The sequence below is a fragment of the Stenotrophomonas muris genome (assembly GCF_052751275.1).
Genome location: NZ_CP199879.1, coordinates 4,145,170 through 4,170,489 on the forward strand (window position 1 = coordinate 4,145,170; position 25,320 = coordinate 4,170,489).

Below are 25,320 nucleotides of genomic sequence, written 5' to 3' on the forward strand. Positions count from 1 at the left end.
CCATGAGCTTCTCCCCCCAGGAAGCCCTGCATCGCACCATCGAACACCGCGAAATCTTTTTCGACGAAATGGTCGACCTGATGCGGCAGATCATGCGCGGCGACGTCTCGCCGATGATGACCGCGGCGATCCTGACCGGGCTGCGCGTGAAGAAGGAGACCGTGGACGAAATCGCCGCGGCGGCCGCCGTGATGCGTGAATTCGCCCGGCCAGTGCCGGTGGCCGATACCTCCAACCTGGTTGATATCGTCGGTACCGGTGGCGATGGCTCGCACACCTTCAACATCTCCACCTGCTCGATGTTCGTCGCGGCCGCCGCCGGCGCGCGCGTGGCCAAGCATGGCAACCGCAGCGTGTCTTCCAAGTCCGGCAGTGCCGACGCGCTGGAAGCGCTGGGCGCGGTGATCGAACTGCAGCCGGATCAGGTGGCCGCCGCCATCGAGCAGACCGGCATCGGTTTCATGTTCGCGCCGATCCACCATCCTTCGATGAAGGTCGTTGCGCCGGTACGCCGCGAGATGGGCGTGCGCACCATCTTCAACATCCTCGGCCCGCTGACCAATCCGGCCAGCGCGCCGTCGGTGCTGATGGGCGTGTTCCATCCCGATCTGGTGGGCATCCAGGCCCGCGTGCTGCGCGAGCTGGGCACCGAGCGCGCCATGGTGGTCTGGGGCCGCGACAACATGGACGAGATCTCGCTGGGTGCCGGCACGCTGGTGGGCGAACTGCGCGACGGCAAGGTGCGCGAGTACGAGATCCACCCGGAGGACTTCGGCATCGCCATGTCGGCCAGCCGCAACCTGCGCGTGGACAGCCCGGAGCAGTCCATCCAGATGCTGCGCGCGGTACTGGACAATGAGCCCGGCCCGGCGCTGGACATCGTTGCGTTGAATGCCGGCGCCGCGCTGTACGTTGCCGGCGTGGCCAGCGACATCGGCGACGGCCTGGCCCGCGCCCGTGCCGCCATCGCCAACGGCAGTGCCCGCCAGCGCCTGCAGCAGTATGTTGAGACCACCCGTGCGCTGGTTGCCTGAGCGCGCGGTTCAGCCTGACCCCGTCGATGGCCGATAATGGCCGTCCTCACCGCCCCCGCACCGAACCGAAGACGATGAGCGACATCCTGCAGACGATCCTGGCCCGCAAGGCCGAAGAAGTGGCCCAGCGCCGCGCCCAGCGCCCGCTCGAGGCGCTGCAGGCCGCCGTGGCCGGCGCCCCGCCGGTACGTGGCTTTGTGCGCGCCTTGCAGGCGGCGGTGGCCAACGGCGATCCAGCGGTGATCGCCGAGGTGAAGAAGGCCAGCCCGTCCAAGGGCGTCATCCGCCCGGACTTCCGCCCGGCCGACATCGCCGTCAGCTACGAGTTCGGCGGCGCCAGCTGCCTGTCGGTGCTGACCGACGTGGACTTCTTCCAGGGCGCCGACGCCTACCTGCAGCAGGCGCGCGAGGCGTGCACGCTGCCGGTGCTGCGCAAGGACTTCGTCATCGACGCCTACCAGGTGTACGAGGCACGCGTGCTGGGCGCCGACTGCATCCTGCTGATCGTCGCCGCGCTGGACGACACCCAGCTGGCCACGCTGTCCGAACTGGCGCTGTCGCTGGGCATGGACGTGCTGGTGGAAGTGCACGACATCGACGAGCTGGAGCGTGCGCTGCAGGTGCCGGCGCCGATGATCGGCATCAACAACCGCAACCTGCGCACGTTCGAAGTGTCGCTGCAGACCACGCTGGACATGCAGAACGCGGTGCCGCGTGACCGCCTGCTGGTCACCGAGAGCGGCATCCTTGGCCCGCAGGACGTGGCGCTGATGCGTGACGCCGGCATCCATGCCTTCCTCGTCGGCGAAGCCTTCATGCGCGTGGAAGAGCCGGGCGAGGGCCTGCGTCAGCTATTCTTCGCGGCATGACAACGCACTATCCAACGCCGCGCGAGGATGCGCCGCTGGTGGTCTTCGACTTCGACCACACCCTGTACGACGGCGATTCGGGCACCCACCTGTTCGCCTCGCTGATCAAGCGCAACCCGCTGCGCATGCTGGCGGCGCTGCTGGTCACGCCGATCGCCGGGCCGATGGTGGCGATGCTGCCGACCCGTCGCGCGGGCATCTCGGTCTATGTGTGGATCGGCAGCTTCGGCCTGCACCGTGCGCGTGACTTCAACAAGGTGATCGACGCCTATGTGCTGCGCAACCAGGCGCAGATGCGCGCCAAGCTGCTGCCGCAGGCGCTGGAGGTGTTCGCCGCGCACCGCGCCAAGGGTGACCGCGTGGTGGTTGCCACAGGTGCGCCGCCGGAGCTGGCGCGCGCGATCCTGGCTTTCGTGGCCCACCAGGACGTACCGGTGATCGGCACCGAGGTCGGCCCACGGCTGGGCGGCGTCGGCCCGACCCGCCACTGCCACAATGAAGAGAAGATGCGCATGCTGCGCGAGCGCGGCTACGGCGACATCGATATCGCCTATTCCGACAGCACCGCCGACCTGCCGCTGCTGCTGGCAGCCAAGGCGCCGGTAGTGGTGAACCCGAAGCCGGGCCGGGTGGCGTTCTTCCGCCGCGTGCTGCCGGCGGGCACCCGCATCCTCAACTGGGGTTGCGTGGACCGGGGCGGCGACAAGGCCTGATCCCGCCGCACGGTGATGGATCTGCCGGCCAGCGGCCGGCACTACCCCTCTCCGTCGCGGTTGTGCCGGCGCTTCTCTGTCCCGGTAGTGCCGGCCGCTGGCCGGCAAACGCTCAGCGGTACAGGTGCCCGTACACCGCGTGGCCAATCTGGAACAGGCTGATCCCCAGCACCAGCACGCCGACGGCCACCAGCACCCAGCGCTCCTTCACCCGCTTGACCAGGATGGCGGCTACCGGCGCGGCCATCATGCCGCCGATCAGCAGGCCGGCGACGATCTGCAGGTGCTGCACCCCCATCGACAGCAGGAAGGTCGCCGACACCGTCAGCGTGACCACGAACTCCGCCGCATTGACCGTGCCGATCGTGGTGCGCGCCTGGCCACCCCGGGCGAGCAGGGTGGACGTGGCGATCGGCCCCCAGCCGCCGCCACCGCTGGCGTCGAGCAGGCCCGCGAAGAAGCCCAGCACCGGTACCCGGCGGATCTCGCCCTTGGGCATCCAGCGTCCGGCCGCGCGGGCGAGGATGATGATCGCCAGCACCAGCAGGTACAGGTAGATCAGTGGCCGGATGATCTCGCCCGGGATCTGCGTGAGCACGTACGCGCCCACGGCACCGCCCACCGCGCCAGGCAGGGCCAGGCGCAGGAACAGGCGCTTATCGACATTTCCGGCTGCGAGGTGCGACACACCCGAGGCGCCAGTGGTGAACACTTCAGCGGTGTGGATGCTGGCGCTGACCTGCGCCGGGGGCAGGCCCATGCTCAGCATCACCGACGAAGACACCAGGCCGAACGCCATGCCCAGCGCGCCGTCGACCAGCTGTGCGCCCAGGCCGATGAGGATGAACCACCAGAATTCGCTGCTCAGTTCCATGCCCCGAGCCTAGCGCGCGAAGGAGTGCGGACCAAGGTCCGCACCCACCGGGTGCTCAACGGTCAACGGGTGCCGTACAGCACCACGGTCTTGCCACGGGCATGCAGCAGGCCGTCGGTCTGCAGCTTCTTCAGCACGCGGCCGGCCATTTCCCGCGAGCAGCCGACCAGGCGTGCCAGCTCCTGGCGGGAGACGCGCAGCTGGCTGCCCTGCGGATGGCTCATCGCCTCCGGTTCCTGCGCCAGGTCGTGCAGGGTGCGCACGATCCGGTCGGTAACGTCCAGGAATGCCAGGCGGCTGGCCTTGCGGCTGGTGTCGAGCAGGCGCTTGGAGATCTGCTGGCCCAGCGCGTACAGCAGGCGCGGGGCGTCGGCCGACAGCGGGCCGAGGAACAGCTGATGCAGGCGCTCGTAGCTGATTTCAGCCAGCTCGCAGGCGGTACGGGTCCGCAGGATCACCTCGCGGCGGTCCGATTCGACGAACAGGCCCATCTCGCCGACGAACTCGCCGGCACCGAAGTAGCCCAGCACAAGCTCGCGATCGTCATCTTCCTCGGCCATGATCGAAACCGAGCCGCTGATGACGTAATACAGGGTTCCCGCCGGGTCACCGGGTCGGAAGACGTCGGTACGGGTGGGATATCGCCGCCTGTGGCTGTGCGCCAGGAAACGATCGATTGTGGCGATATCCAGGGCCAGTGGACTGCTAGCTAGGCGCACGGTTGACACGATAGGGGCGCTCCCTCTGCGCATGAACGGATTCACGGGGTCGATAGCGGAGCTTAACCAGCGCAATTGTTAAGGGCAAACAGTGTGCCAGAACTCTTGCGTCTTCACGTTCCCCCCGGGGGCAGTTTGCCCCATAATTCCCCCTTTCCCTTCTTACACAGGAATCGACCGCCGTGGTCAAGCCGTTGCCTCGCCTGAGGCTGCAGGGTTTCAACAACCTCACCAAGGCGCTGAGCTTCAACATCTATGACGTGTGTTACGCGCGCACCGAAGAGGAGCGTCAGCGTTACATTGAATACATCGATGAAGAGTACAACGCCGACAGGCTGACTCAAATCTTGACCGATGTCGCCGAGATCATCGGCGCCAACATCCTGAACGTGGCCCGCCAGGACTACGACCCGCAGGGTGCCTCGGTGACCATCCTGATCTCCGAAGAGCCGGTGATCGACAAGAAGCAGGCCGGCAAGGAACTGATTCCCGACGCCGTGGTCGCGCACATGGACAAGAGCCACATCACTGTCCATACCTACCCGGAAACCCATCCGCAGGAAGGCATCGCGACGTTCCGCGCGGACATCGACGTGGCCACCTGTGGCGTCATTTCGCCGCTGAAGGCCCTGAACTACCTGATCGAGAGCCTGGAATCGGACATCGTGATCATGGACTACCGTGTCCGTGGCTTCACCCGCGATGTGAAGGGCAAGAAGCATTACATCGATCACAAGATCAACTCGATCCAGAACTTCCTGGCCAAGAACATCAAGTCGCGTTACGAGATGTTCGACGTCAACGTCTACCAGGAAAACATCTTCCACACGAAGATGCACCTGAAGGACTTCGACCTGGACCAGTACCTGTTCGAGGAAAAGGCCAAGAACCTGTCGTTCAAGGAACGCATGAAGATCGAAGCGCTGCTCAAGCGCGAGATCGAAGAGCTGTTCCACGGCCGGAACCTGTCCGAGTAAGCCCCATGTGCGATGCCCGCAGGCATCGCCGCCCAGGCGGGACGACCCGCCCCGTGGAACCAGTGCCTCGCACGCGTTACGGTTCCACGGTGATGTACCGACCCACGGCCCGGTGTGAAAACACCGGGCCGTTTTGTTTTTCCCAAAAAGGTAAGGAGCCCCCACCCATGCCCTGGATCTATCTGCTGCTGGCCGGCCTGTTCGAGATCGGTTTCGCCCTCGGAATGAAGTACTCCGAAGGCTTCAGCAAACCCCTGCCCACCGTTGCCACGGTGGTGTCCGCCCTGATCAGCCTGTACCTGATGAGCCAGGCGATGAAGAGCATCCCGGTCGGCACCGCCTACGCGATCTGGACCGGCATCGGCGCCATGGGCGTGGCGGTGCTGGGCATCTATCTGTTCAACGACAGTGCGTCGCCGGCCCGCTTGGCCTGCGTGGGCCTGATCGTAGCCGGTGTGATCGGCCTGAAGCTGGTCTCGCCCAACTGATTGATGGCCCGACCAACGGTCGGGCCCCACCGTCGCCCCCGCACCTCCTGGTAGGCCCGCACCGTTGGTGCGGGCGACCCTTCAAATGCGGTAGGCGATGGTCTTCATCACCCTGGAAGCCAGCGCCATCGCGCCCGGGATCGGGAACGGCAGGCGGCGTGCGCCGGCCTGTTCGGCGTGCTCCGCATGGCGGGCCTCGTCTTCCTTCATCACCTGGATGACCGCGCGGCTGCGCAGATCGCCGGCCGGCAGGTCGACCAGGTGCTCGTCCAGATGGGCTTCCACCTGGCGCTCGGTTTCAACCACGAAGCCCAGGTTCCAGCCGTCGCCGCGCAGACCCGCCAGGGTGCCGATGGTGTAGCTGCCGGCGTACCACAGCGGATTGAACAGGCTCGGGCGGCTGTCCAGTTCATCCAGCCGGGTCGCGCACCAGGCCAGGTGATCGGTCTCTTCCTGGGCCGCTTCCAGCAGGTGTTCACGGGTGGCCGGGTCGCGGGCCACGGCCGCCTGGCCGAAGTACAGGCCCTGTGCGCAGACCTCGCCGACATGGTTGATCCGCATCAGCCCCGCGGCGTGGCGGCGCTCGGCGCGGCCCATGCCCGGCTCGCCGGTGCCTGCGGCCGGGTAGGGGCGGGCCGCCGGAGGGTTGCCGAACACCGTGTCCAGGGCGCGCTGCGCCTCGGTCAGCAGGTGGTCCAGCGGGGTGGTCTGGCGGAGCACGGTCATGGCGGCACGCGGTGGGGCGGGAGACCCGCCGATTCTCGCCCGCCCCCGCTCCCCTGCCAACCCGGGGCAGGGCCAGCTTGCACCGAGGGCGTGACCTGCGTACAATCCCGCCTCTTGCGCTTCACCTTTCACAACGCGTGGCAGAGTTCCGGCGAGTCCTTCGCCGCAATGAGCCCGACCTAACCTAGAGTTCTTCATGAGCACTTTCACTGCCAAGAACGAGACCGTCCAGCGCGACTGGTACCTCGTCGACGCCGAGGGCAAGACCCTGGGCCGTCTCGCCACCGAGCTGGCCCGCCGTCTGCGCGGCAAGCACAAGCCGGTCTACACCCCCCACGTTGATACCGGCGACTACCTGGTCGTCATCAATGCAGAAAAGATTGCCGTCACCGGCAAGAAGCTGCAGGACAAGATGTATCACCGTTTCACCGGCTACATCGGCAACCTGAAGACCGAATCCCTGGCCCAGGCGCTGGAGCGCCACCCGGAGCGCGTGATCGAGATCGCCGTGAAGGGCATGCTGCCGAAGGGCCCGCTGGGTCGCCAGATGTACCGCAAGCTCAAGGTCTACGCCGGCACTGAGCATCCGCACGCCGCACAGCAGCCGCAGGTTCTGGATATCTAATCATGGCTATCACTCAAAACTACGGCACTGGCCGCCGCAAGTCCTCCACCGCTCGCGTGTTCCTGCGCAAGGGTTCGGGCAACATCACCGTCAATGGTCGTCCGCTGGACGAGTTCTTCGGTCGTGAGACCGCGCGCATGATCGTGCGCCAGCCGCTCGAGCTGACCAAGAACACCGAAAGCTTCGACATCCTGGTCACCGCCGCTGGCGGCGGCACCACCGGCCAGGCCGGTGCGATCCGCCTGGGCATCGCCCGTGCGCTGGTCGAGTACGACGAAACCCTGAAGTCCGAGCTGCGCAAGGCCGGCTTCATGACCCGTGACGCCCGTGAAGTCGAGCGTAAGAAGGTCGGTCTGCACAAGGCCCGCCGCGCCACCCAGTTCTCCAAGCGCTGATTTACCGCGCCTGGTTGGGCTCCTGCGGGAGCCCGCTGGTTGGAAAAGCAAAAGCCCGGCTTCGGCCGGGCTTTTGTTGTTTTGGAGTCAGGCATTTCGTGGTTGCCGGCCAGCGGCCGGCACTACCCGGGGTTTCGCATCTCGGAAGGGGTGGGGTCAGAGCCTTTTCCTTTGGAAAAGGATCCGACCCCGGGCCTCTCTCTGGAGAAGAGCCCCCTTGATGTTCAAGGGGGCGCGCCGACAGGCGCGGGGATAAGGTGGGATGCGCGACCAAATTAAAAACAAAAGGCCAGATCTTTCGATCTGGCCTTTTGTTTTTAATTTGGCTGCCCCGGATGGATTCGAACCACCGAATGCCTGAGTCAGAGTCAGGTGCCTTACCGCTTGGCGACGGGGCAAAACGTGCAACTATTTTCTCACTTTTCACACTGAAAAACAACTTGATTTTCAGTGTGGTGGCTATGGGTGGACTCGAACCACCGACCCCAGCATTATGAGTGCTGTGCTCTAACCGGCTGAGCTACATAGCCTTGGTGAGCCCGCTATTCTGCGGATGTGTATCGACCCTGTCAACACTTTTGTGTCGTGCTTGTGGGCCGACAGAGGGCATGGGATAGTCCCGACCAGTAGATTTTCTTAGGAGTCCGCATCGTGATCGATCCGGACGGCTATCGACCGAACGTCGGCATCGTGCTGATGCGGCAGGACGGCCAGGTGTTCTGGGCACGACGCGTGCGCCGGGATGGCTGGCAGTTCCCGCAGGGTGGCATGAACACCGACGAGACGCCTGTCGAGGCCATGTATCGTGAACTGCAGGAAGAGACCGGCCTGCTGCCTGAGCATGTGGAAGTGCTCGGGGCCACGCCCGGCTGGCTGCGCTACAAGCTGCCGGCGCGGGCCATCCGCCGCAACGAGCGGCAGGTCTGCATCGGCCAGAAACAGGTCTGGTTCCTGCTGCGCCTGACCGGCGACGAATCCCACGTGACGCTGGACCACACCGACTCGCCCGAGTTCGACCACTGGCGCTGGGTCGACTTCTGGTACCCGGTAGAGCACGTGGTGATGTTCAAACGCGGCGTCTATGCGCGTGCCCTGCGACACCTGGCGCCACTGGCGCGTGGCGTGGCCGGGCAGGGCGTCACCGCCATGCCCAAGAGCGCCGCCGAGGCCTGGATGCCGGGCCACACCGCCGGGCACGATCGCCCGCGCAAGCGCCCGCGGACCCGAGGGTACTGGCCGAAGAAGGTCACGGGCGACGGCCCGGCCAGCTGACCGGCTGAACGGTATCGAGAATGGTTCAGGTCTCTGATTGACAACCATTCTCGTTTCCATTGGAATAGCCACCAGGCCGCTTGTGGCCTGTCAGCCCGGTTCCCGCCTGTGTACGTCTGCATCTGCAACGGAGTCACCGACCACCAGATCCGCGAAGCCGCCAGCCATGGCGTCAGCACGGTGGCCGAACTGACCATGCGTACCGGTTGTGGTGCCACCTGCGGTTCCTGCCTGGACATGGCCGGCGACCTGCTGGCCAAGGCACGTGCGACCCACGATCTGCCGCTGCCGGTATTGGGCCTGGCGCAGGTCGCCTGATCGCCTGATCGCCTGATCGCCTTTTCGCGGCGCGTTGACGCCGCGCTTTCGCATCCTTCACCTTCGGCCGCGCAGGCCAATGCGCACGATTCGCGTTCCTTCACGAGCGCACGCGAGGCGTTAAAGTGCCTGCGTTTTCAGCGTGCAGGAGCACCCCCATGAAGGGCGACACCAAGGTCATCGAATTCCTCAACAAGGTCCTCTACAACGAGCTGACCGCGATCAACCAGTACTTCCTGCACGCCAAGATGCTGAAGAACTGGGGCATCAAGGAACTGGCCGAACACGAGTACAAGGAATCGATCGACGAGATGAAGCATGCCGACATGCTCGCCGACCGCATCCTGTTCCTTGAAGGCCTGCCGAATTTCCAGGCGTTGGGCAAGCTGCGCATCGGCGAGAACCCGACCGAGATCCTGCAGTGCGACCTGTCGCTGGAACGCGATGGCGTGGTCACCCTGCGCGAGGCCGTGGCCTATTCCGATTCGGTTGGCGACTACGTCAGCCGCCAGCTGTTCGTGAAGATCCTCGATTCGGAAGAGGAGCACATCGACTGGCTGGAAACCCAGCTGGACCTGATCGAGCGTATCGGCGAGCCGAAGTACCTGCTGAGCAAGCTGGAAGAGTGAGTCAGCCGCCCTGGCCGGCGCGGTGCTGTGCCAGGTAGCCCGTCAGTGCAACACGCGCCCGGGCGAATTCCGCAACCAGCAGCGCCACCGCCACCGCGGGGCGCTGCAGGCTGCCACTACGGGCTTCGTGCTCGATCCGCTGCGCGATCGCCGACAGCGACAATGCGCCGACGTTTGCACTCGATGACTTCAGGCTGTGCGCTGTGGCCTGCAAGCGCAGCTCATCGCCGTTCTGCGCGGCCAGCTGCAACTGCTGCACCATCACCGGCGCATCTTCAAGAAAGACCATGACGATCTGGGTGGCAGCGTCGCCGATCACGGTGTGCAGTTCATCCAGCACGTCGCGGTCGATCACCGGTTTCGGCGCGGCTTGGCTTGTCGTCTCCTGTAGAGCCGAGCCATGCTCGGCTGATGGTGTGGGAGTGCCACTGGCCGTCAGCCGAGCATGGCTCGGCTCTACAGACGGCTCCACAGAAAGTTGTCCAGGTGATGCAGCTTTGCCGCCACCCCAACGCAGCAGCAGCGCATGCAGCGTGGCGCGCGCGATCGGCTTGGACAGGTAATCGTCCATGCCCGCCTGCAGGCAGCGCTCGCGGTCACCGGCCATGGCGTTGGCGGTCATGGCGATGATCGGCAGGCGGGCGCGCCCGGTCTCCACTTCTTCGGCGCGCCAGCGGCGCGTGGCGGCGTAGCCGTCCAGCACCGGCATCTGGCAATCCATCAACACGATGTCCACGCCGCCTTCGCGGAGGGCGGCCAGCGCCTGCTCGCCATCGGCGGCGTTGCGCACTTCGCACTGGAACACGCGCAGCAGTTGTTCGGCGACCATCCGGTTGACCGTATTGTCCTCCACCAGCAGCACACGCAGATGCAACGGCGGCAGCGTGGCAGCCGGTTGCTCGTTGTCCGCGCTGGCCAGCAGCGCAGCGGGGCGGGCGGGGGCGACCGGTGCAGCCAGCAGTGCATGCAGGGCCGCATCGTCGAAGTGCGGGGGCAGCTGGCGCTGGCGCTGGCGTTGTGGAAGTGCGCCCTCCTGCAGCCACAGCACCTGCAGCGCATCGTCGTCACCACGTTCACTCAGCGCCAGCTGCAGCGTGGCCTCACCGTTGCGGCGTGCGCGGGCATCGACCAGCAGCCATGCCGGTGCCGGTTGTCCGGGCCGCGCGGGAGCGCGCAGGCGCTCGACCACGGCATCCAGCTGTGCCAGCACCTGCACCTGCAGCCCATGGTGGGCGGCGATGCGCTCGATACGTGCCTGCAGCGTTGCATCGGCACTGAACAGCAGCAGCGGTGCCGGTGCGCGCGCCATCGCCGGCAGGTCGCCAGCGACCTTCAGCAGCGGGATCTCGAACCAGAAGGTTGCGCCCTGGCCCGGCGTGGAGTGCACGCCGATGTGCCCGTGCATCAGGTCGATGATGCGCTTGCAGATGGCCAGGCCCAGGCCGGTGCCGCCATAGATGCGGGTGGTGGATGCGTCGGCCTGGCTGAAGGACTGGAACAGGCGTGCCTGCAGCGCGTCGTCGATGCCGATGCCGGTATCGATGATCTCGAAGCGCAGCTGGTGCTGCGCGGCACTTTCACCCAGACGCAGCACGCGCAGCTGCACCTGGCCGCGGGCGGTGAACTTGATGGCGTTGGCCAGCAGGTTGCTCAGCACCTGGCGCAGGCGCACCGGGTCGCCGCGCACCGGCAGGCGCACCGATGGATCCAGTTGCAGGCCCAGGGCCAGGCCCTTGGCGTCGGCGGCCCGCTGCATCAGCTGTACCACGCCATCGAGCAGGTCGCGCAGGTTGAAGCTGGTGATCTCCAGTTCCAGCGCCTGCGCTTCCAGCCGGGAGTAGTCGAGGATGTCGTCGACGATGCGCAGCAGCTGTTGCGAACTGGCCGAGGCGGTGGCCAGCATCTGCCGCTGGTCTTCGCCCAGCGGCCCGCGTGCGATCAGCTCCAGCATCGGCAGGATGCCGTTGAGCGGGGTGCGGATCTCGTGGCTCATCGTGGCCAGGAACTCGCCCTTGGCCAGCACGGCCGCCTCGGCGGCCTGCTTGGCCTGCAGCAGCTGTTGCTCCAGCTGGCCCTGGCGTTCGGTGGTATGGCGAAGCTGGTCGCGTTCGGCGGCCAGCGCACTGTGCGTGCGCTGCAGCTGGGCCAGCGCATGGTTGCGCGCGCGCAGGCGCAGGCCCAACAGCAGCAGCGCGATGGCGGCCGCAGCAAGGGCAACCAGCAGCACGCCCCACAGCGGCACGTCAGAGCACCGCGTTGTGGAAGTCGAAGTTCAGGTCGCTGCCGGCCGACTGCACCATGTTGCCCTGGATGTAGTCGACGCCGCCTACCCACATCGCCGCTGCAGCCTGCGGATCCTCGATCTGCTGGCCGATGATCTGCAGTCCGGCGGCATGGGCCTGTTCGATCGTCTTGCGCAGCGCCTCGCGCGTGGCCGGATTGGAATGGCTGCTGGAGAAGCGCGCAGCCATGCGCACGAACGACAGCGGCAGCTGGGTCAGCAGTGCATCGGCCTCGCCGCTGGGTTCGAACTGGCTCAGGCAGAAGCGCACCCCTGCGCTGGCCATGCGCTGGCAGAACTGCTGCAGCGGCACGGTGTGGATCAGTGCGTCGGGCAGGCGCACGTCGATCACCAGCGCACTGCCAGGCAGGTCACGCTGCTGCAGTGATTCCAGCAGCCAGTCGGCGAAGGCATCGCGCTGCAGGGTGCGCAGCGACTGCGAGACGAACAGGCTCAGCGGCTGCGTTGCGTGCCGGTACAGATCCAGCAGGCCCAGTGCGTGGTCCATCACCTGCTGGTCGAGGTCGGCGATGCGCCCGGCGGCTTCCGCGGCGGGGATCACCTGGCCGGCCGCCAGCACCGTGCCATCGGCCTGGCGCAGGCGCAGCAGCAACTGGTATTGCGCGGTGTTGCCGCCTGCCACGGCGACGATCGGCTGGTAGGCCAGTTCCAGCTGGCCCTCCAGCAGCGCCAGGTGTTCCTGTTCGGTGACCGCCTGGCGATGCACATGGCCTGCCACGCCGGCGCTGAGCAGGCGCGCCTGCAGGGTGGTGCGCTCAACCGCTTCCAGCGCACTGCTGGCATCCTCGAAGCCCGGCGACAGCGGCGCATAACCGACCACGCCGCGCAGATGCACGGATTCGTCGTCGCGGATCACGAAGGCGCGGGCCGACAGCTGCTCGCGCAGGCTCGCGGCGATGCCTTCGAGGGCGTCCTCGTCGGCGTTGCGGGCCAGCAGCAGGAAGCTGTTGTCGTTCAGCCGCGCCAGCAGGTGCGGATGGCCGGCTTCGGCCAGGCGCTGCCCGGCCTGCACCATCAGCCGTTCAAACGCGGCATAGCCATAGCGTTCGCGCAGGCCCAGCGCACTGGCCACTTCGATGAAGAACACGCCGCCCCGGTCGCGGTGGGCGAGTGCGGTGTTGAGCTGCTGCAGCACATGGTGGCGCGTCGGCAGGCCGGTTTCCGGATTGCTGGTGGCCGGTGCGCCGGTGGCGCCCGGCAGGGTCGCGGCCTGGGCACGCGCGCGGCGGATGCGGTTGGCCACCGCTGCGATCAGGTGGCGCGGCCGGATCGGCTTGCTCAGGTAGTCGTCGGCGCCGCTGTCGAGCACTTCGAACTGGCGCTCTGGATCCGGATCGCCGCTGAGGAACACGATCGGCAGCAGCTGCAGGCCGGGCTGCTGGCGGATCAGCGCGGTCAGGCGCATGCCGTCCAGCCCGGGCAGGTGCAGATCCATCAGGATCAGGTCGGGGCGGTGCTCCTTGATCGCCTGCAGCGCGGCATCGGCATCGCTGTGCACGATCGCCTGCATGCCGGCGCCGTGCAGCACGCTCTGCGCGAACAGCGCCTGGGCGCGATCGTCTTCAACGATCAGCACGCGGTAGGGCGAGTCCGAGGGCGGCGGGGCCAGATCGTTGTTGCCGGCTTCGGCCAGTGCGATCGGGCCGGGCAGCGGCGGCGGTGCGCTGTTGACCGGCGCCGGGGCATCGGTCGCGATGGGCGGCGGGGTCGCAGCCGTCGGTGCGGCCACAGCGGGGCCTGCCGCCTCGGGCGCCCAGCGCTGCCAATGATCGGCCGGAGGGGTTTCAGCGCGTCCCGGGCGGGCGCCCGCGGGGGATTCGTTTGCGGCCATCGGTGCTCCTGGTGTTCGCGTCCATTATGCGACAAGCCGGGTGCTCAACCGGTACTGCTGTGCCCCGGCGGTGCTGCCGATGCACCGCGCGCCAGCCAGCGCACGCCCTTCCACAGCGCGCGCCAGACCAGCCACACCAGCAGCGCGCCGGCCAGGCTGCAGGCCAGCACCACCACCAGCGCGATCCACGGGTGTGCCAGGGCCAGCGCCAGGCCACCGACTACCACGGTGTCCTCGGCGGCGGAGGCGACCCAGTTGCTGGCCGGTTCCGGCGAGGTATTGAGCAGCGCGCGGGTACCGGCCTTCAGGCCGTGGCTGGCGAGGGCGACGCCGGCACCGGCGGCGAGTGCGCCGGCGCCGAGCTGACCGTCCGGCGACAGGGTAGCCGCTGCGAGGAACGCGCCGGCCGGCACGCGTGCGAGCGTCTGCACCAGGTCCCAGACCGAGTCCACGCCGGGAATCTTGTCGGCGAAGAACTCGGCGATGGCCAGCGCCGCCGACGTGCCCAGCACCCACCAGGATTCGGTGGCCTGCAGAGCGGGCGGCAGGTCGACCCAGCCGAGCAGGCCGGCAAGGCCGACGCCGAACACGGTGAGGTAGACGCGGATGCCGGCCAGCCAGGCCAGCAGGATGCCGATCACGAACAGGTGGGCTTCGGTCATGGCGATGCTCCGGCGACGGAACTGTGCAGGGGACCACACTATCGACGATGGCATGCCTGAACGCCACAGACCGTGGCCGGCCACGGCGCAGGAAACCCACCCGTCCTGTCATACACTAGCCCGTCGTTTGCCACAGGGGCCGTACCGGTGTCGCCCTCGCGATACCCCGGAAACCACCCATGACCAACCGTCCTCCCATGCGCGTGCAGGTACGCCTGCCCGGCGCGCCGCAACCGCCGGCCGACCGTCGCCGCCTGCTGGTGATCGGCGGCATCTGGCTGCTCAGCCTGGTGCTGGCGGTGCTGGGTGGCTGCTGGATGGCCACGCCACGCGATGCCCAGGGCCAGCGCCTGCAGGCTGCCGAGAAGCGCGCCGAGACGCTGCAGGCGCAGCTGACCGAGCTGCGCCAGAAGCAGGCCACGCTGGAAGCCTCCGACCGCATCAGCCGCGCCGCCAATAACGAGGTGCAGTCCTCGCTGGCCGAGCGCGATGAGGAAATCGCCGGCCTGCGCGCCGACGTTGCCTTCTATGAGCGCCTGGTGGGTTCGACCAGCCAGCGCAAGGGCCTGAACACCCATTCGATCGAGTTCAGCCCGGAAGCGGCCGGCACTTGGCAGTACACCGCCGTGCTGACCCAGAACCTCAACCGCGGCGCCATCAGCCAGGGGCAGATGCGCTTCACCGTGGAAGGCGTGAAGAACGGCAAGCTGGCCACGATCAGCTGGGATGATCTGCACCAGCGCAGCAAGGTGCCGGGACAGGATTACTCGTTCCGGTACTTCCAGCAGCTCACCGGCAGCGTGATGCTGCCGGCTGACTTCACCCCGCAACGCGTGCGGGTGACATTGGGGAGTGGTACGGGGGGTACCACCCAGGTATTCGACTGGAAACAAGCCGGTGCGCCGGCCAGCAAAGGGGAGTAGGCAGATGTTCGGAAGCAGCAAATCCAACCGTGAAGGCCAGCTGGTGGTGGATGCCCTGATCGGCAACCAGGTGGTGATCCGCGGTGATGTGGAATTCAGTGGTGGCCTGTATGTGGAAGGTCGCATCCACGGCAAGGTGATCGCCACCGAAGGCGCCAGCGGCGCGACCCTGACGGTCGCCGAGCATGGCGTGATCGAGGGTGAGATCCGGGCCCAGGTGGTGGTCATCAGCGGCCGTCTGGACGGCGATGTACACGCCACCGAGAAGGTCGAGCTGACCCCCAGCGCACGGGTCAATGGCAACGTCCATTACCAGGTGGTGGAGATGAATGCGGGCGCCCAGCTGAACGGCCGCCTGATCCATGCCAGCGCCCCGATGGCGGCCCTGCCGGCGCCGGAAGGCGATGAGGCCAATGGCGGCAAGGGCGACACCGCCGCACGCCGCAAGCTGGCCGAGGCGATGGCTTGAAAGCCATCCCCGGCACCCCCATGCTGGCACCATGAGCACGCTAGTCTCCCTGCCCGGCGCCACCCCGGTTGCCGCGCCCGATTACCAATCGCTGGAGCGCCCGCTGAACTTCACCGAGTCGGCGGCCGCCAAGGTCAAATCCCTGATCCAGGAAGAGGGCAACCCCGACCTGGCCCTGCGTGTGTACATCGAGGGCGGCGGCTGTTCGGGCTTCCAGTATGGGTTCGAGTTCGACGAGAACCGTGCCGAGGATGACCTGGCGGTACAGACCAGCGGGGTGACCCTGCTGGTCGACCCGCTGAGCCTGCAGTACCTGATGGGCGCCGAGGTGGACTACACCGAGAGCCTGACCGGTGCCCAGTTCGTGATCCGCAACCCGAACGCAAAGACCACCTGCGGCTGCGGCAGCAGCTTCAGCATGTAAAAGGCCTGTGGCCGGAATGTGCCAACCAGGGTTGGCACCTGCCAGAGCGGGTAGATCCACGCCATGCGTGGATGATCCTTCCTGCATCCACAACGGCAGATTGCGCACAGCGCCGACCTTGCCACCCGCATCGATTGGCGGCACGCTTGCAGGATGCCCAATACTCCTTCGCCGCTTTCCGGTTTCGCCTTCGTGGGTGAACCGCTGGAGCGCGCCGATGCCCTGCGCGAAGATGCCGATGCACTGGCGCGCCTGTGGCCGGGCGCGCGCATTCTCGTGCTCGATCAGGACGGCAGCGCCTTCACCGGCGATGACGATCAGCCACTGGCGCTGACCGGCGCCGACATCGGCGGCGGCCCGGGTGCCGCGATCTTCCTCGGCCTGCGCGGAGAGCAGGCGTGGTTCTCGGTTGAAGCCACCAACGTCACCATCAGCGCACCACGCCGGCTTGATCTGCGCCAGGCCGCGCTGCTGTGGTCGATGGCCGATGCGACCGCCTTCAGCTATGCCCGCGGCATGTCGTACTGGCACTCGCGCACCCGCTTCTGCGGCGTGTGCGGCGGCGCCGTGGCGTTTGCCCGTGGTGGCTTCGTCGGCCGCTGCGGGCAGTGTTCCACCGAACACTACCCGCGTGTCGACCCGGCGGTGATCGTCGCCGTGGAAAACCAGGGCCGGCTGCTGCTGGGCCGGCAGTCGAACTGGGCCCCGCGTCGCTACTCGGTGCTGGCCGGCTTCGTCGAACCCGGCGAGACCTTCGAGCAGACCGTGGTGCGCGAAGTCCATGAAGAGAGCAAGGTGCGGGTGACGGCCTGCCAGTACCTCGGTTCGCAGCCCTGGCCGTTCCCGGGTGCGCTGATGGTTGGCTTCCGCGCACAGGCGCAGGATGACCTGCCGACCGTGGACGGTGAGCTGGAAGACGCGCGCTGGTTCAGTGCCGACGAGGTCGGCGCGGCACTGGCGCGCGACGTGGAGGACGATGGCCAGGGTATCCGCCTGTCGCCGCCGATCTCGATTTCGCGCGGCCTGATCGAGCATTGGTACCGGCAGCAGAAGGGCTGAGCCGGGCCGGCTGGGGCGATTGCATTGCCGCCACCTGAACACGGCCCGGGTTACAGTGCGGGTCATCGCGGAGGGCGCCGCTGCGACAGGTAAGGTAGCGGCGCCGAGCGTTCTGTTTCGTAGGGAGACCTGCCATGTTCACCACTCTGGCCGCCGTGCTGGTGGCACTGGCCCTGGGCCATGTTGCTCCGGCCGCTGCTGCCTCGCTGCGCCGTTTCGACGGTTTCCGGCGTTGGCTGGGCTGGCTGGATGCGCGTGGTGGCAAGGCCTGGCAGGGACCGGCCGGCGTTGCCTTGGCACTGCTGCCGCCGCTGTTGCTGATGGTGCTGCTGGCGTGGCTGTTGCGCGGGGTGCTGTTCGGCCTGCCGTCGCTGCTGCTGGGCGTGGCGGTGCTGGCCTGGTGCTGGGGCCCGCGTGACCTGGACCGCGATATCGAGGCCATTATCGATGCCGATGATGCGGCGACGCGGCAGGCTGCAGTGCGCAACCTGCAGTCGGCCGGCGGCAGCCTGCGCGAGGACATTCCGTCACTGGTCGAGGCGACGGTGCTCAACGCACTGCGGCGCTGGTTCGCGGTGCTGTTCTGGTTCCTGTTGCTGGGCCCGGCTGGCGCGCTCGGGTACCGGCTGCTGGCGCTGATGGCGGAGAGCCCGATGCGCGCACGCGTGCCGGTGGAGCCGCTGGCGCTGGCGCAGCGCCTGCTGGGCTGGATCGAGTGGCCGGTGGCGCAGCTGATGGCCTTCTCGATGGCGCTGGTGGGCAATTTCGATACGGCGTGGAAGGCCTGGCGCCAGGCCCATGGCGAACGCCTGGCCGGCAACATCGGGTTCCTTGGCGCGGTGGCGCGGGCCAGCGTCAACGCCGAGCTGCGTGAGGATGCGCACGATTACACCGAGGCAGGGTTGCTGCCGGTGTGGCAGCGGTTGCCGGACCTGCGTGATGCGATGAGCTTGGTGTGGCGGATGCTGCTGCTGTGGCTGGCGGTCCTGGCATTGCTGGTGATTGCAGGCTGGGTGACGTAGTTGTTTTGCAGGGCTTGCAGCCCTGCACCTGCAGAGGCCAAAGCCAATGCCAGAGCCAAAGCGGCTCTGGATTGCTGAGGGTTGGGCGGGGCGGTGTGGGGCTGCAGGACACGCCGTAAACCCGTCCCTGGGGGCTCGATGGCGCCATCCATGGCGCCAACGGTCCTGCTGCCCCACACCGCCCCACCCCCGACAGTTTCCCGGTGACGGTGGGTCAACCGCGACTGCCGGTGGGTGTCGACCTTGGTCGACATGGTCGATCCACGCCATGCGTGGATACAGAGCGAAGCGATCCGCTTCCGCTTTTGATCTTCTCTTTCTTTTCCGTGGTGGACGCACACGGAAACTGTCCGTGGTCGGGCGGGATGGGTTTGCGGGGGTGTCCGCGGCATGGATGCCGCGGCCAAGCCTCCACGGACGGATTCACGGCGTCCCCCGCAAACCCATCCTGCCCGGCCAACCCCAAGGCTTCTGCCTTCAAACGCCGCCCACCACGAGGGGCTGCGGCCGTTGGCTGGAAACCTAGATCGGTGCCAGTGCGGTGAACGGCGCCCACGGCAGGTTGCGCAGCAGCGCATACCCGGGCAGCACCCAGAGCCAGAACGTTGGATTGGCCAGTACCCGCATGAGCGGGTCGAGCACGCGCGGCCGGATGCCGGCGACGTTCAGCAGCATCAGCAGCAGGAACGGCAGGCTGATGACCAGCAGCGGGTTCATCGCCATCGCGCCGGGCAGGTCGAAATGTACCAGTGAATACAGGCAGCGGGTGCTGCCACAGCCCGGGCAGTACAGGCCGGTCAGCGCGTACAGCGGGCAGCTCGGCAAAGGATTGCCGGAGACATACGGATTGACATTGCGCAGCACCACCGCGGCACCGGCGGCCAGGCCGGTGGCGGCCAGCAGCGGTGCCCAGCGGGCGAATCGGGAGCGGGCGGGAAGTGCGGACATTGCAGCAACGGATCCGGCGCGGGCGCCGGATCCGTCCACGCGGATCAGTAGCCGCTGTTGTTCATCGCACCCATGCCGCCGACAGCGACGATCAGGATGCCGTACAGCACGCCGACCACGACGGCGGCGATGGCCGACCAGATCGCCCACTTCTTGGCCTTGGCGGCGGAGTCCTGGGCACCGGCGATGTCGCCAGCGGCCAGCTTGCCGTTGACCTGCGCGGCGTAGACGATCGACACGATGCCGGCCGGCAGGCAGCAGAACAGGGTGCTCAGGATGGCCCAGACCAGATTGTTCGGGACCTGCGGAGTGGCGGTGTTCATGGGTTCAAGCTCCTTGATGGGTGGTGGTGGTGAATCATTGGTCGGAAAGAGCGCCCAGTACGGCCAAGCCGCCGAACAGCCCGAACCACAACAGCAACAGGACCGGCAGGGCCACGGCCGAAGCCACCGCCCACCAGCCCGCCTTGCGCGACGCACTGTAGGCCCCCGGCAGGTCGCCGGCGGCGCGGCGGCCATCGACCTGGGAGGCATAGACGATCGACACCACGCCCAACGGCAGGCAGCAGAACAGCGTCGTCAGGATCGCCCAGACCAGATGGTTGGGGATGTAGACCGGACGGCTGAGCGGTGGCGGTTGATTCAAAGCAAGACTCCATTCCTTGGTGGCCGGCCATGATGAAACGGCCGAACCTCCCCCCTGTGGGTGCGTAATCTACCTCAACCCGCGCTGCATGTATGCGGTTACAGTCAGATACTGGCCGGTATGGCCCTTGATCTGACGCATCTGACGGACCTCTGCGATGCATCGGAGGGCGAGGATGGGGGGCTTGTCGCTGGGACGGTCTACCCGTGTCCGTGCGGTCGATCAGGCGTGATCACCACGCAGGGCCCGCACCTGGGCCTCCAGCACCGGGGCGCTGGTGGCGTGGCCATCCACGGCCGGTGCCGCCACCACCTCGACCGTGGCGCGGAAACGACGCGGCACCCGCATGCGGCCAAGGCGGCTGTCGCGGCGGCTCCACATGCTCGACCACATGCCGCGCAGCGCCATCGGCACCACCGGCACCGGCCGCCGCTCGAGGATCTTCTCGACGCCGGACTTGAACGGCGCCATCTGCCCGTCGCGGGTCAGCGCGCCCTCGGGGAAGATGCAGACCAGTTCGCCTTCGGCCAGCGCCGCGTCGATCTCATCGAACGCACGCTGCATCAGCGCCGGGTCTTCGCGCGCCCCGGCAATCGGGATCGCCTTGGCGGTCCGGAAGATCCAGCGCATCACCGGGATGTTGAAGATCCTGTAGTACATGACGAAGCGCACCGGGCGCGGGATGGTCGCCGACAGGATCAGCGCGTCCATGTAGCTGACGTGGTTGCAGACCAGCAGTGCGGCGCCTTCGTCCGGCACGTTGGCCTCGATGCCGTGCGGGCGCAGCCGGTACAGGGTGCGCACCATCAGCCAGCTGAGGAAGCGCATCAGGAATTCGGGGACGATGGTGAAGATGTAGATCGCCACCAGCGCGTTGGCGATGGCCAGCGCCAGGAACTGCTGCGGAATGGTCCAGTGCAGCAGCTTGTGGGCGGCCAGCGACAGCAGCGCCGCAGCGACGATGAAGCCCGAGTTCTGGATGTTCAGTGCGGCGAACACGCGCGACATCTGCGCCTTCGGCGTGCGGCTCTGGATCAGTGCGAACAGCGGCACCACGAAGATGCCGGTGAACAGGCCGATGCCGATCAGGTCGATGACGATGCGGATGCTGCCGGGCTGCTGCAGGAACGGCCCGATGGTCAGCCCGTGCACTGTCGCTTCGCCGCTGCGGGCGAAGTACAGGTCGAGCAGGAACGCGGTCATGCCGAACGCGCCCAGCGGTACCAGGCCGATTTCCACCGTACGTGCTGACAGCTTCTCGCACAGCAGCGAGCCGACGCCGGTGCCCACCGAGAACAGGGCCAGCGCGAAGATGTACAGGGTCGGCTGGCCGCCCAGGTTGGTCACCGCATAGGCCGGCAACTGCGAGGTCAGCACGGTGCCGACGAACCAGAACCAGGACACGCCCAGGATCGAGTTGCGTACGGCTTTCTGCTGGCGCGCCATGCGCAGCACCGCCAGCGATTCCGGCAACGGGTTCCAGTTGATCTTCAGATTCGGGTCGCCGGCATCGACCTTGGGAATCAGGCGGGCGGCGATGTTGCCGCAGATCGCCAGGGCGATGATCGCGCACGCGGCCACCACCGTGCCGTGACTGCCAGCCACGGTGAACACCAGGCCGCCGACGATCATGCCGGAGAGGATCGACATCGAGGTGCCCATCTCGACCAGGCCGTTGCCGCCGGTCAGCTCTTCTGGCCTGAGCACCGACGGCAGCACTGAGTACTTCACCGGGCCGAACAGGGTGGACTGCATGCCGGTGCAGAACAGCGCGACCAGCAGCACCGGCAGGCTCTGGGTGAGGAAGCCGGTGGCCGCCAGCGACATGATCACGATCTCCATGGTGGTGGTGATCACGATCAGTCGCGATTTTTCCAGTTTGTCGGCGATCTGCCCGGCCAGCGCCGAGAACAGGAAATATGGCAGGATGAAGATGGCCGGTGCCAGGGTGGCGTACAACCCCAGTTCTTCCTCCGGCACAGCCATGAACAGCAACATGCTGATGATCGCCTGCCGGTACACGTTGTCGTTGAACGCACCGAGCGCCTGGACCACGAAGAACGGCAGGAAACGGCGCTGGCGCAGCAGGGCGAACTGGTTGTGACCGGACATGGAACCTCCTTGACCGGCGCAGCCTAGCATTCCTTCCCCTCTGCTGTGGGTGCGGACCTGTGGGTGCGGACCGTTGGTCCGCACACCTGCCAGCACTCTCAGACGATATCGTCGACCACGCCGCCATCCACGCGCAGCGCCGCACCCGAGGTTGCCGATGCCTGCGGCGAGGCCAGGTACACCACCATGTTGGCCACTTCCTCGACCGTGGCGGTGCGCTGGATCACCGAGGACGGCCGGTGCGCCATCACGAACTCACGGCCGATCTGCTCCAGCGGCTTGCCGCTGCGCTGGCGTTCATCCTCGAACATCGCCGCAAAACCATCGGAGAGGGTCGGGCCGGGCAGCACCGCGTTGACGGTGACGCCACTGCCGGCCACGCGCTTGGCCAAGCCGCGCGACAACGACAGCTGCGCGGTCTTGCTGACCCCGTAATGGATCATGTCGGCGGGAATGTTGCGCGCTGATTCGGAGGAAATGAACAGCACGCGGCCCCAGCCGGCATCGACCATTGCCGGTAGCAGCGCACGCGACAGGCGCACGCCGGACATCACGTTGGTCTGCCAGTAGCGCTCCCAGGTCGCGTCATCGGTCTCGAAGAAGTCCTGTGGGCCGAAGATGCCGGCGTTGTTGACCAGGATGTCGACCTTGGGCAGGCCGGCCAACAGTGTTTCGACACCGGCTGCATCAGAGAGATCGGCGGCGAGGCCGAGCACGTCGGCTCCCGGTACGGTGGCGAGCAGGTGCCGGCGGGCGCGCTCGACGCTGTCGGTGCTGCGGCCATTGAGAATGACACGCGCACCAGCGCTGGCCAGTCCTTGGGCGATGGCCCGGCCGATGCCGGCGGTGGAGGCGGTGACCAGCGCGGTGCGGCCACTGAGCTCGATTTTCATGGCGATAGTCCGGAGCGGGGGGAATTGCCCAGTATCCGCGCGGCCGCGTGATCGAACCGCAGCGCCACGCGCAACGCGCCGTTGCACACGGCGCAATTGACCCATGCCACGCGTGGGTGGGATCTCCGATCAGCGATGAGGAGTCAGGTCAGGCTGGTCACCGCTTCATTGGCCGCTGCCCGCACCTTCGGCAGCATTCGCAGTACCAGCGCCATCTGCGTGCGGATCAGCTGCAGTTTCGGCGGCATCGCCTCGTCGATCTGCTCCAGCTCGGCGGCCACCGCGCGGTCGGCGTCGTTGTCATCGTCGGCGACCGGTTGCCGTGCGGTCAGCGCCGAGGCCAGTTGCTGCAGTGCCTTGCGCACGCGCTCGCCGGCCGCCAATGCAAGCGGGTCGCCCGCATAGCTGTCCACCTGGTCGCGATGCGCGCCCAGCGCCGACAGGTGTCCCAGCAGTGTGTTGGACAGCGCCAAGAAGTGGAAGCCGGCATCCAGATTGCGGCGCACATGGCCGGGCTCACGCAGCATGTTCGACAGTGCGGTGGACAGCGCGGCATCGGCGTTGTGCATGTCGCGCCGCGCGATGCGGTAGGCCAGGTCGTCGCGCATGCCGCTGCGGTACTGGCCCAGCACCGAATCCAGGTAGCGAGCCGCAGTGTCCAGCACGCGTGCCAGGACGAGATGCAGCTGCCGGCCCTGCCAGTCGGGCAGGACCAGGAACGCGGCCGCCGCTGCGATCGCGCAACCCAGCACCGTATCGACCATGCGCGGCACGATCAGCACGAAGCCGTCGCCGATCAGGTTGAAGCAGGTCAGCGCCATCACCGTGATCGCCGCCGACGCCACCAGGTAGCGGTCGGTGCGGGTGAAGAAGAACAGAAGTGCAGAGAGCAAGGCGATCAGCAGCTGCACGTGCAGCTGCGGGAACAGCTGCAGCAGCGCCCAGGTCAGCACCAGTCCGGCCAGGGTGCCGACGATGCGCTGGGCCAGGCGTTGGCGGGTGGCGCCGAAGTTGGGCCGGCACACGAACACGATGGTCAGCAGTACCCACGAACCGTTCTGCGCATTGAACAGGCGGATCGCTGCAAAGCCGGCAATCAGCGCCAGCGCCATGCGCAGCCCATGCCGGAACAGCACCGAGCCGGGCGTAAGCTGCTGGCGGATGCGCACACCCATCTCGCGCAGGGTGTGTGGGTTGCTGTCGCGCAGGCGGGTATCGACGTTGTCCAGGCTGGCTTCAGAGCGCTCGGCATCCAGCAGGCGCCGTTCGATGCTGCGCAGGTTGTGCACCAGCAGGTCCAGCGAGCCCAGCAGGCGCTGCCATTGCGGCCGCTGCTGGTCGCGCAGGTAGGCCAGCGCATCGGCCAGGTCGCGCCCGGCCTGCTGGTTGCCTTCGCCGTACACGAACGGACGGCGCAGCCGGATTGCCTCGCCCAGGCGGGCACAGGCCTGTCCCTGCAGGTCAAGCAGGCGCTGGCAGCGGTACAGCACGTCGCTGTGGAAGAACGCGTCCACCAGCGCGCCGTACGGGTAATGCGAGGAACTGGCGCGCTCGTGGAAATCCTGCGCCATGTAGTACAGGCGCAGGTAAAGGCCGGAGTTCACGCCGGGTCGGCCGGAGCGGCCGAAGCGGGCCAGGATCGCGGTCTTGGCCTCGTTCAGCGCGCCGACCACGCGGCGGTTCTGTTCGGCCAGGTCGAGCTGGCGACGTTGCAGGTCGGCTTCGCGCACCGGCTCGAACAGCGCGGCCTTCAGCTGCAGGTAGCGGCCCAGCTCAACGTACAGTCGCGCCACCCGCTCGCGGACCGGCCGGTTGGCGAACAGCGCGGTCCACAGGATCGACAGCAGGCCGTACCAGACCGCACCGGCCAGCAGGTGGCTGACCGCTTCCAGCGCACTGTGCAGGTCGCTGGCACCGTGCTGTTCCAGGCCGATCATGGTGTAGATCGCCAGCGTCACCGTGGCCTGGGCAATGGACGCATAGCGCTCGCCGAGCGCGCCGAGCAGGGTCAGGCCGAAGGTGGACAGCGCCAGCGCGCCGATGAAGATCCACGGCCACGGGAACAGCCAGATCACCGATGCTGCGGCAATGCAGAAGCACAGCAGCGACAGCGCCACCGCCTTGGTCCGGCCCCACCAGTTGTCATCGGTTTCGGCGATGGCACTGGCGATGATGCCGAGGAACACGCCGGGCAAGGCGGTCAGCGCATCCAGCTGCCAGCACACCGCCAGCGCCGCGGTCAGGGCGATGAACACCCGCAGGCCGTAACTGGCCTTCTCGTGGGCCCACAGGCGGCTGAGGCGGGATTGTCGGGCGGACATGCAGGCTCGGTGGAAGGGTCTCCGACCATTATTGCGGGTGTGGGGTGAAATATGGAGTGCGGACCAACGG

General features: G+C 67.1%; 27 protein-coding genes and 2 tRNA genes. 15 read left to right on the plus strand and 14 right to left on the minus strand.

Annotated elements, in window-relative coordinates; genetic code table 11:
• The first annotated feature begins 2 nt into the window (after nt 1-2).
• The 3 genes from trpD (at nt 3) to ACUVWL_RS19215 (ending at nt 2,616) form a co-directional block, all read left to right on the plus strand.
• Nucleotides 3-1,034 carry an anthranilate phosphoribosyltransferase gene (trpD, locus tag ACUVWL_RS19205; RefSeq protein ID WP_111205885.1) on the plus strand — a complete coding sequence of 344 codons (1,032 nt, stop codon included), beginning with the start codon at nt 3-5 and terminating at the stop codon, nt 1,032-1,034.
• 74 nt (nt 1,035-1,108) lie between these two features.
• The gene (gene trpC / locus ACUVWL_RS19210) at nt 1,109-1,903 is read left to right on the plus strand and encodes an indole-3-glycerol phosphate synthase TrpC (protein WP_032960709.1); all 795 of its coding nucleotides are present in this window, start codon (nt 1,109-1,111) and stop codon (nt 1,901-1,903) included.
• Nucleotides 1,900-2,616 carry a haloacid dehalogenase-like hydrolase gene (locus tag ACUVWL_RS19215; RefSeq protein ID WP_005419826.1) on the plus strand — a complete coding sequence of 239 codons (717 nt, stop codon included), beginning with the start codon at nt 1,900-1,902 and terminating at the stop codon, nt 2,614-2,616. Before trpC ends, ACUVWL_RS19215 begins: the two co-directional genes overlap by 4 nt.
• Nucleotides 2,617-2,728: 112 nt before the next feature.
• Here ACUVWL_RS19215 and ACUVWL_RS19220 read toward each other — a convergent pair whose 3' ends face one another.
• Nucleotides 2,729-3,490 (minus strand): sulfite exporter TauE/SafE family protein, encoded by a 762-nt coding sequence (locus tag ACUVWL_RS19220; protein ID WP_010482650.1) that lies wholly within the window; start codon nt 3,488-3,490, stop codon nt 2,729-2,731.
• 62 nt (nt 3,491-3,552) lie between these two features.
• Nucleotides 3,553-4,242: a cAMP-activated global transcriptional regulator CRP gene (gene crp / locus ACUVWL_RS19225; protein WP_010482649.1), complete on the minus strand. Its 690-nt coding sequence runs from the start codon at nt 4,240-4,242 to the stop codon at nt 3,553-3,555.
• A 149-nt stretch (nt 4,243-4,391) separates the two neighbouring features.
• Between crp and speD the strand changes: the two genes are divergently transcribed.
• Both speD and ACUVWL_RS19235 read left to right on the plus strand, forming a co-directional pair.
• On the plus strand, nt 4,392-5,186 hold the full coding sequence (gene speD / locus ACUVWL_RS19230) for an adenosylmethionine decarboxylase (protein ID WP_014648662.1): 795 nt from the start codon (nt 4,392-4,394) through the stop codon (nt 5,184-5,186).
• Between the two features lie 167 nt (nt 5,187-5,353).
• The gene (locus ACUVWL_RS19235) at nt 5,354-5,674 is read left to right on the plus strand and encodes a DMT family transporter (RefSeq protein WP_005419816.1); all 321 of its coding nucleotides are present in this window, start codon (nt 5,354-5,356) and stop codon (nt 5,672-5,674) included.
• A gap of 81 nt (nt 5,675-5,755) precedes the next feature.
• On the opposite strand, the gene coq7 is transcribed toward ACUVWL_RS19235, so the two are convergent.
• Entirely contained in the window at nt 5,756-6,400 is a 645-nt protein-coding gene (coq7, locus tag ACUVWL_RS19240) for a 2-polyprenyl-3-methyl-6-methoxy-1,4-benzoquinone monooxygenase (RefSeq protein WP_049440046.1), read from the minus strand.
• Between the two features lie 196 nt (nt 6,401-6,596).
• Here coq7 and rplM point away from each other — a divergent pair, with 196 nt between their 5' ends.
• Together rplM and rpsI are read left to right on the plus strand one after the other, a co-directional pair.
• A complete protein-coding gene (gene rplM / locus ACUVWL_RS19245; protein WP_005414692.1) occupies nt 6,597-7,025 on the plus strand; it encodes a 50S ribosomal protein L13 in 429 nt (142 codons plus the stop codon).
• Nucleotides 7,026-7,027: 2 nt separating this feature from the next.
• On the plus strand, nt 7,028-7,420 hold the full coding sequence (gene rpsI / locus ACUVWL_RS19250; protein WP_005411311.1) for a 30S ribosomal protein S9: 393 nt from the start codon (nt 7,028-7,030) through the stop codon (nt 7,418-7,420).
• Between the two features lie 323 nt (nt 7,421-7,743).
• Here rpsI and ACUVWL_RS19255 read toward each other — a convergent pair.
• Nucleotides 7,744-7,818 (minus strand) — tRNA-Gln (locus ACUVWL_RS19255).
• A gap of 55 nt (nt 7,819-7,873) precedes the next feature.
• Nucleotides 7,874-7,950 (minus strand) — tRNA-Met (locus tag ACUVWL_RS19260).
• A 121-nt stretch (nt 7,951-8,071) separates the two neighbouring features.
• Between ACUVWL_RS19260 and ACUVWL_RS19265 the strand changes: the two genes are divergently transcribed.
• From ACUVWL_RS19265 to bfr, 3 genes are all read left to right on the plus strand, one after another.
• The gene (locus ACUVWL_RS19265) at nt 8,072-8,692 is read left to right on the plus strand and encodes an RNA pyrophosphohydrolase (RefSeq protein WP_014648660.1); all 621 of its coding nucleotides are present in this window, start codon (nt 8,072-8,074) and stop codon (nt 8,690-8,692) included.
• 108 nt (nt 8,693-8,800) lie between these two features.
• A complete protein-coding gene (locus ACUVWL_RS19270; RefSeq protein ID WP_005411309.1) occupies nt 8,801-9,010 on the plus strand; it encodes a (2Fe-2S)-binding protein in 210 nt (69 codons plus the stop codon).
• A 158-nt stretch (nt 9,011-9,168) separates the two neighbouring features.
• The gene (gene bfr / locus ACUVWL_RS19275; RefSeq protein ID WP_005419804.1) at nt 9,169-9,639 is read left to right on the plus strand and encodes a bacterioferritin; all 471 of its coding nucleotides are present in this window, start codon (nt 9,169-9,171) and stop codon (nt 9,637-9,639) included.
• 1 nt (nt 9,640) lies between these two features.
• Here the strand turns inward: bfr and ACUVWL_RS19280 are convergent, their stop codons facing one another.
• The 3 genes from ACUVWL_RS19280 to ACUVWL_RS19290 are packed head-to-tail and all read right to left on the minus strand — an operon-like array spanning nt 9,641 to nt 14,434.
• Nucleotides 9,641-11,881 carry an ATP-binding protein gene (locus tag ACUVWL_RS19280; RefSeq protein ID WP_197562002.1) on the minus strand — a complete coding sequence of 747 codons (2,241 nt, stop codon included), beginning with the start codon at nt 11,879-11,881 and terminating at the stop codon, nt 9,641-9,643.
• A 1-nt stretch (nt 11,882) separates the two neighbouring features.
• On the minus strand, nt 11,883-13,772 hold the full coding sequence (locus ACUVWL_RS19285; protein WP_329890650.1) for an EAL domain-containing protein: 1,890 nt from the start codon (nt 13,770-13,772) through the stop codon (nt 11,883-11,885).
• Nucleotides 13,773-13,816: 44 nt separating this feature from the next.
• Nucleotides 13,817-14,434, minus strand: a complete 618-nt coding sequence (locus ACUVWL_RS19290) for a DUF4126 domain-containing protein (RefSeq protein ID WP_014648657.1) — start codon at nt 14,432-14,434, stop codon at nt 13,817-13,819.
• A gap of 179 nt (nt 14,435-14,613) precedes the next feature.
• Here ACUVWL_RS19290 and ACUVWL_RS19295 point away from each other — a divergent pair, with 179 nt between their 5' ends.
• From ACUVWL_RS19295 to ampE, 5 genes are all read left to right on the plus strand, one after another.
• Entirely contained in the window at nt 14,614-15,357 is a 744-nt protein-coding gene (locus ACUVWL_RS19295) for a DUF6776 family protein (RefSeq protein ID WP_032956752.1), read from the plus strand.
• A gap of 4 nt (nt 15,358-15,361) precedes the next feature.
• Nucleotides 15,362-15,826: a bactofilin family protein gene (locus ACUVWL_RS19300; RefSeq protein WP_032956754.1), complete on the plus strand. Its 465-nt coding sequence runs from the start codon at nt 15,362-15,364 to the stop codon at nt 15,824-15,826.
• A 31-nt stretch (nt 15,827-15,857) separates the two neighbouring features.
• On the plus strand, nt 15,858-16,250 hold the full coding sequence (gene erpA / locus ACUVWL_RS19305) for an iron-sulfur cluster insertion protein ErpA (RefSeq protein WP_005419789.1): 393 nt from the start codon (nt 15,858-15,860) through the stop codon (nt 16,248-16,250).
• Nucleotides 16,251-16,403: 153 nt separating this feature from the next.
• Nucleotides 16,404-17,309 carry an NAD(+) diphosphatase gene (gene nudC, locus ACUVWL_RS19310; protein WP_014648655.1) on the plus strand — a complete coding sequence of 302 codons (906 nt, stop codon included), beginning with the start codon at nt 16,404-16,406 and terminating at the stop codon, nt 17,307-17,309.
• Between the two features lie 134 nt (nt 17,310-17,443).
• Nucleotides 17,444-18,331: a regulatory signaling modulator protein AmpE gene (gene ampE / locus ACUVWL_RS19315; RefSeq protein WP_014648654.1), complete on the plus strand. Its 888-nt coding sequence runs from the start codon at nt 17,444-17,446 to the stop codon at nt 18,329-18,331.
• 522 nt (nt 18,332-18,853) lie between these two features.
• Here the strand turns inward: ampE and ACUVWL_RS19320 are convergent.
• The 6 genes from ACUVWL_RS19320 to yccS all read right to left on the minus strand — a co-directional run bounded on the left by ACUVWL_RS19320 (nt 18,854) and on the right by yccS (nt 25,250).
• Entirely contained in the window at nt 18,854-19,279 is a 426-nt protein-coding gene (locus ACUVWL_RS19320; protein WP_445978669.1) for a DUF2752 domain-containing protein, read from the minus strand.
• Nucleotides 19,280-19,323: 44 nt separating this feature from the next.
• Complete coding sequence (locus ACUVWL_RS19325; protein ID WP_014648653.1) at nt 19,324-19,602, minus strand: CD225/dispanin family protein; 279 nt, start codon at nt 19,600-19,602, stop codon at nt 19,324-19,326.
• A gap of 34 nt (nt 19,603-19,636) precedes the next feature.
• Nucleotides 19,637-19,924, minus strand: a complete 288-nt coding sequence (locus tag ACUVWL_RS19330) for a CD225/dispanin family protein (RefSeq protein ID WP_005419784.1) — start codon at nt 19,922-19,924, stop codon at nt 19,637-19,639.
• A 222-nt stretch (nt 19,925-20,146) separates the two neighbouring features.
• A complete protein-coding gene (locus tag ACUVWL_RS19335; protein ID WP_046432845.1) occupies nt 20,147-22,036 on the minus strand; it encodes an MFS transporter in 1,890 nt (629 codons plus the stop codon).
• A gap of 98 nt (nt 22,037-22,134) precedes the next feature.
• A complete protein-coding gene (locus ACUVWL_RS19340; protein WP_049440057.1) occupies nt 22,135-22,929 on the minus strand; it encodes an SDR family NAD(P)-dependent oxidoreductase in 795 nt (264 codons plus the stop codon).
• Nucleotides 22,930-23,072: 143 nt separating this feature from the next.
• On the minus strand, nt 23,073-25,250 hold the full coding sequence (yccS, locus tag ACUVWL_RS19345) for a YccS family putative transporter (RefSeq protein ID WP_164077917.1): 2,178 nt from the start codon (nt 25,248-25,250) through the stop codon (nt 23,073-23,075).
• Between the last annotated feature and the right edge of the window lie 70 nt (nt 25,251-25,320).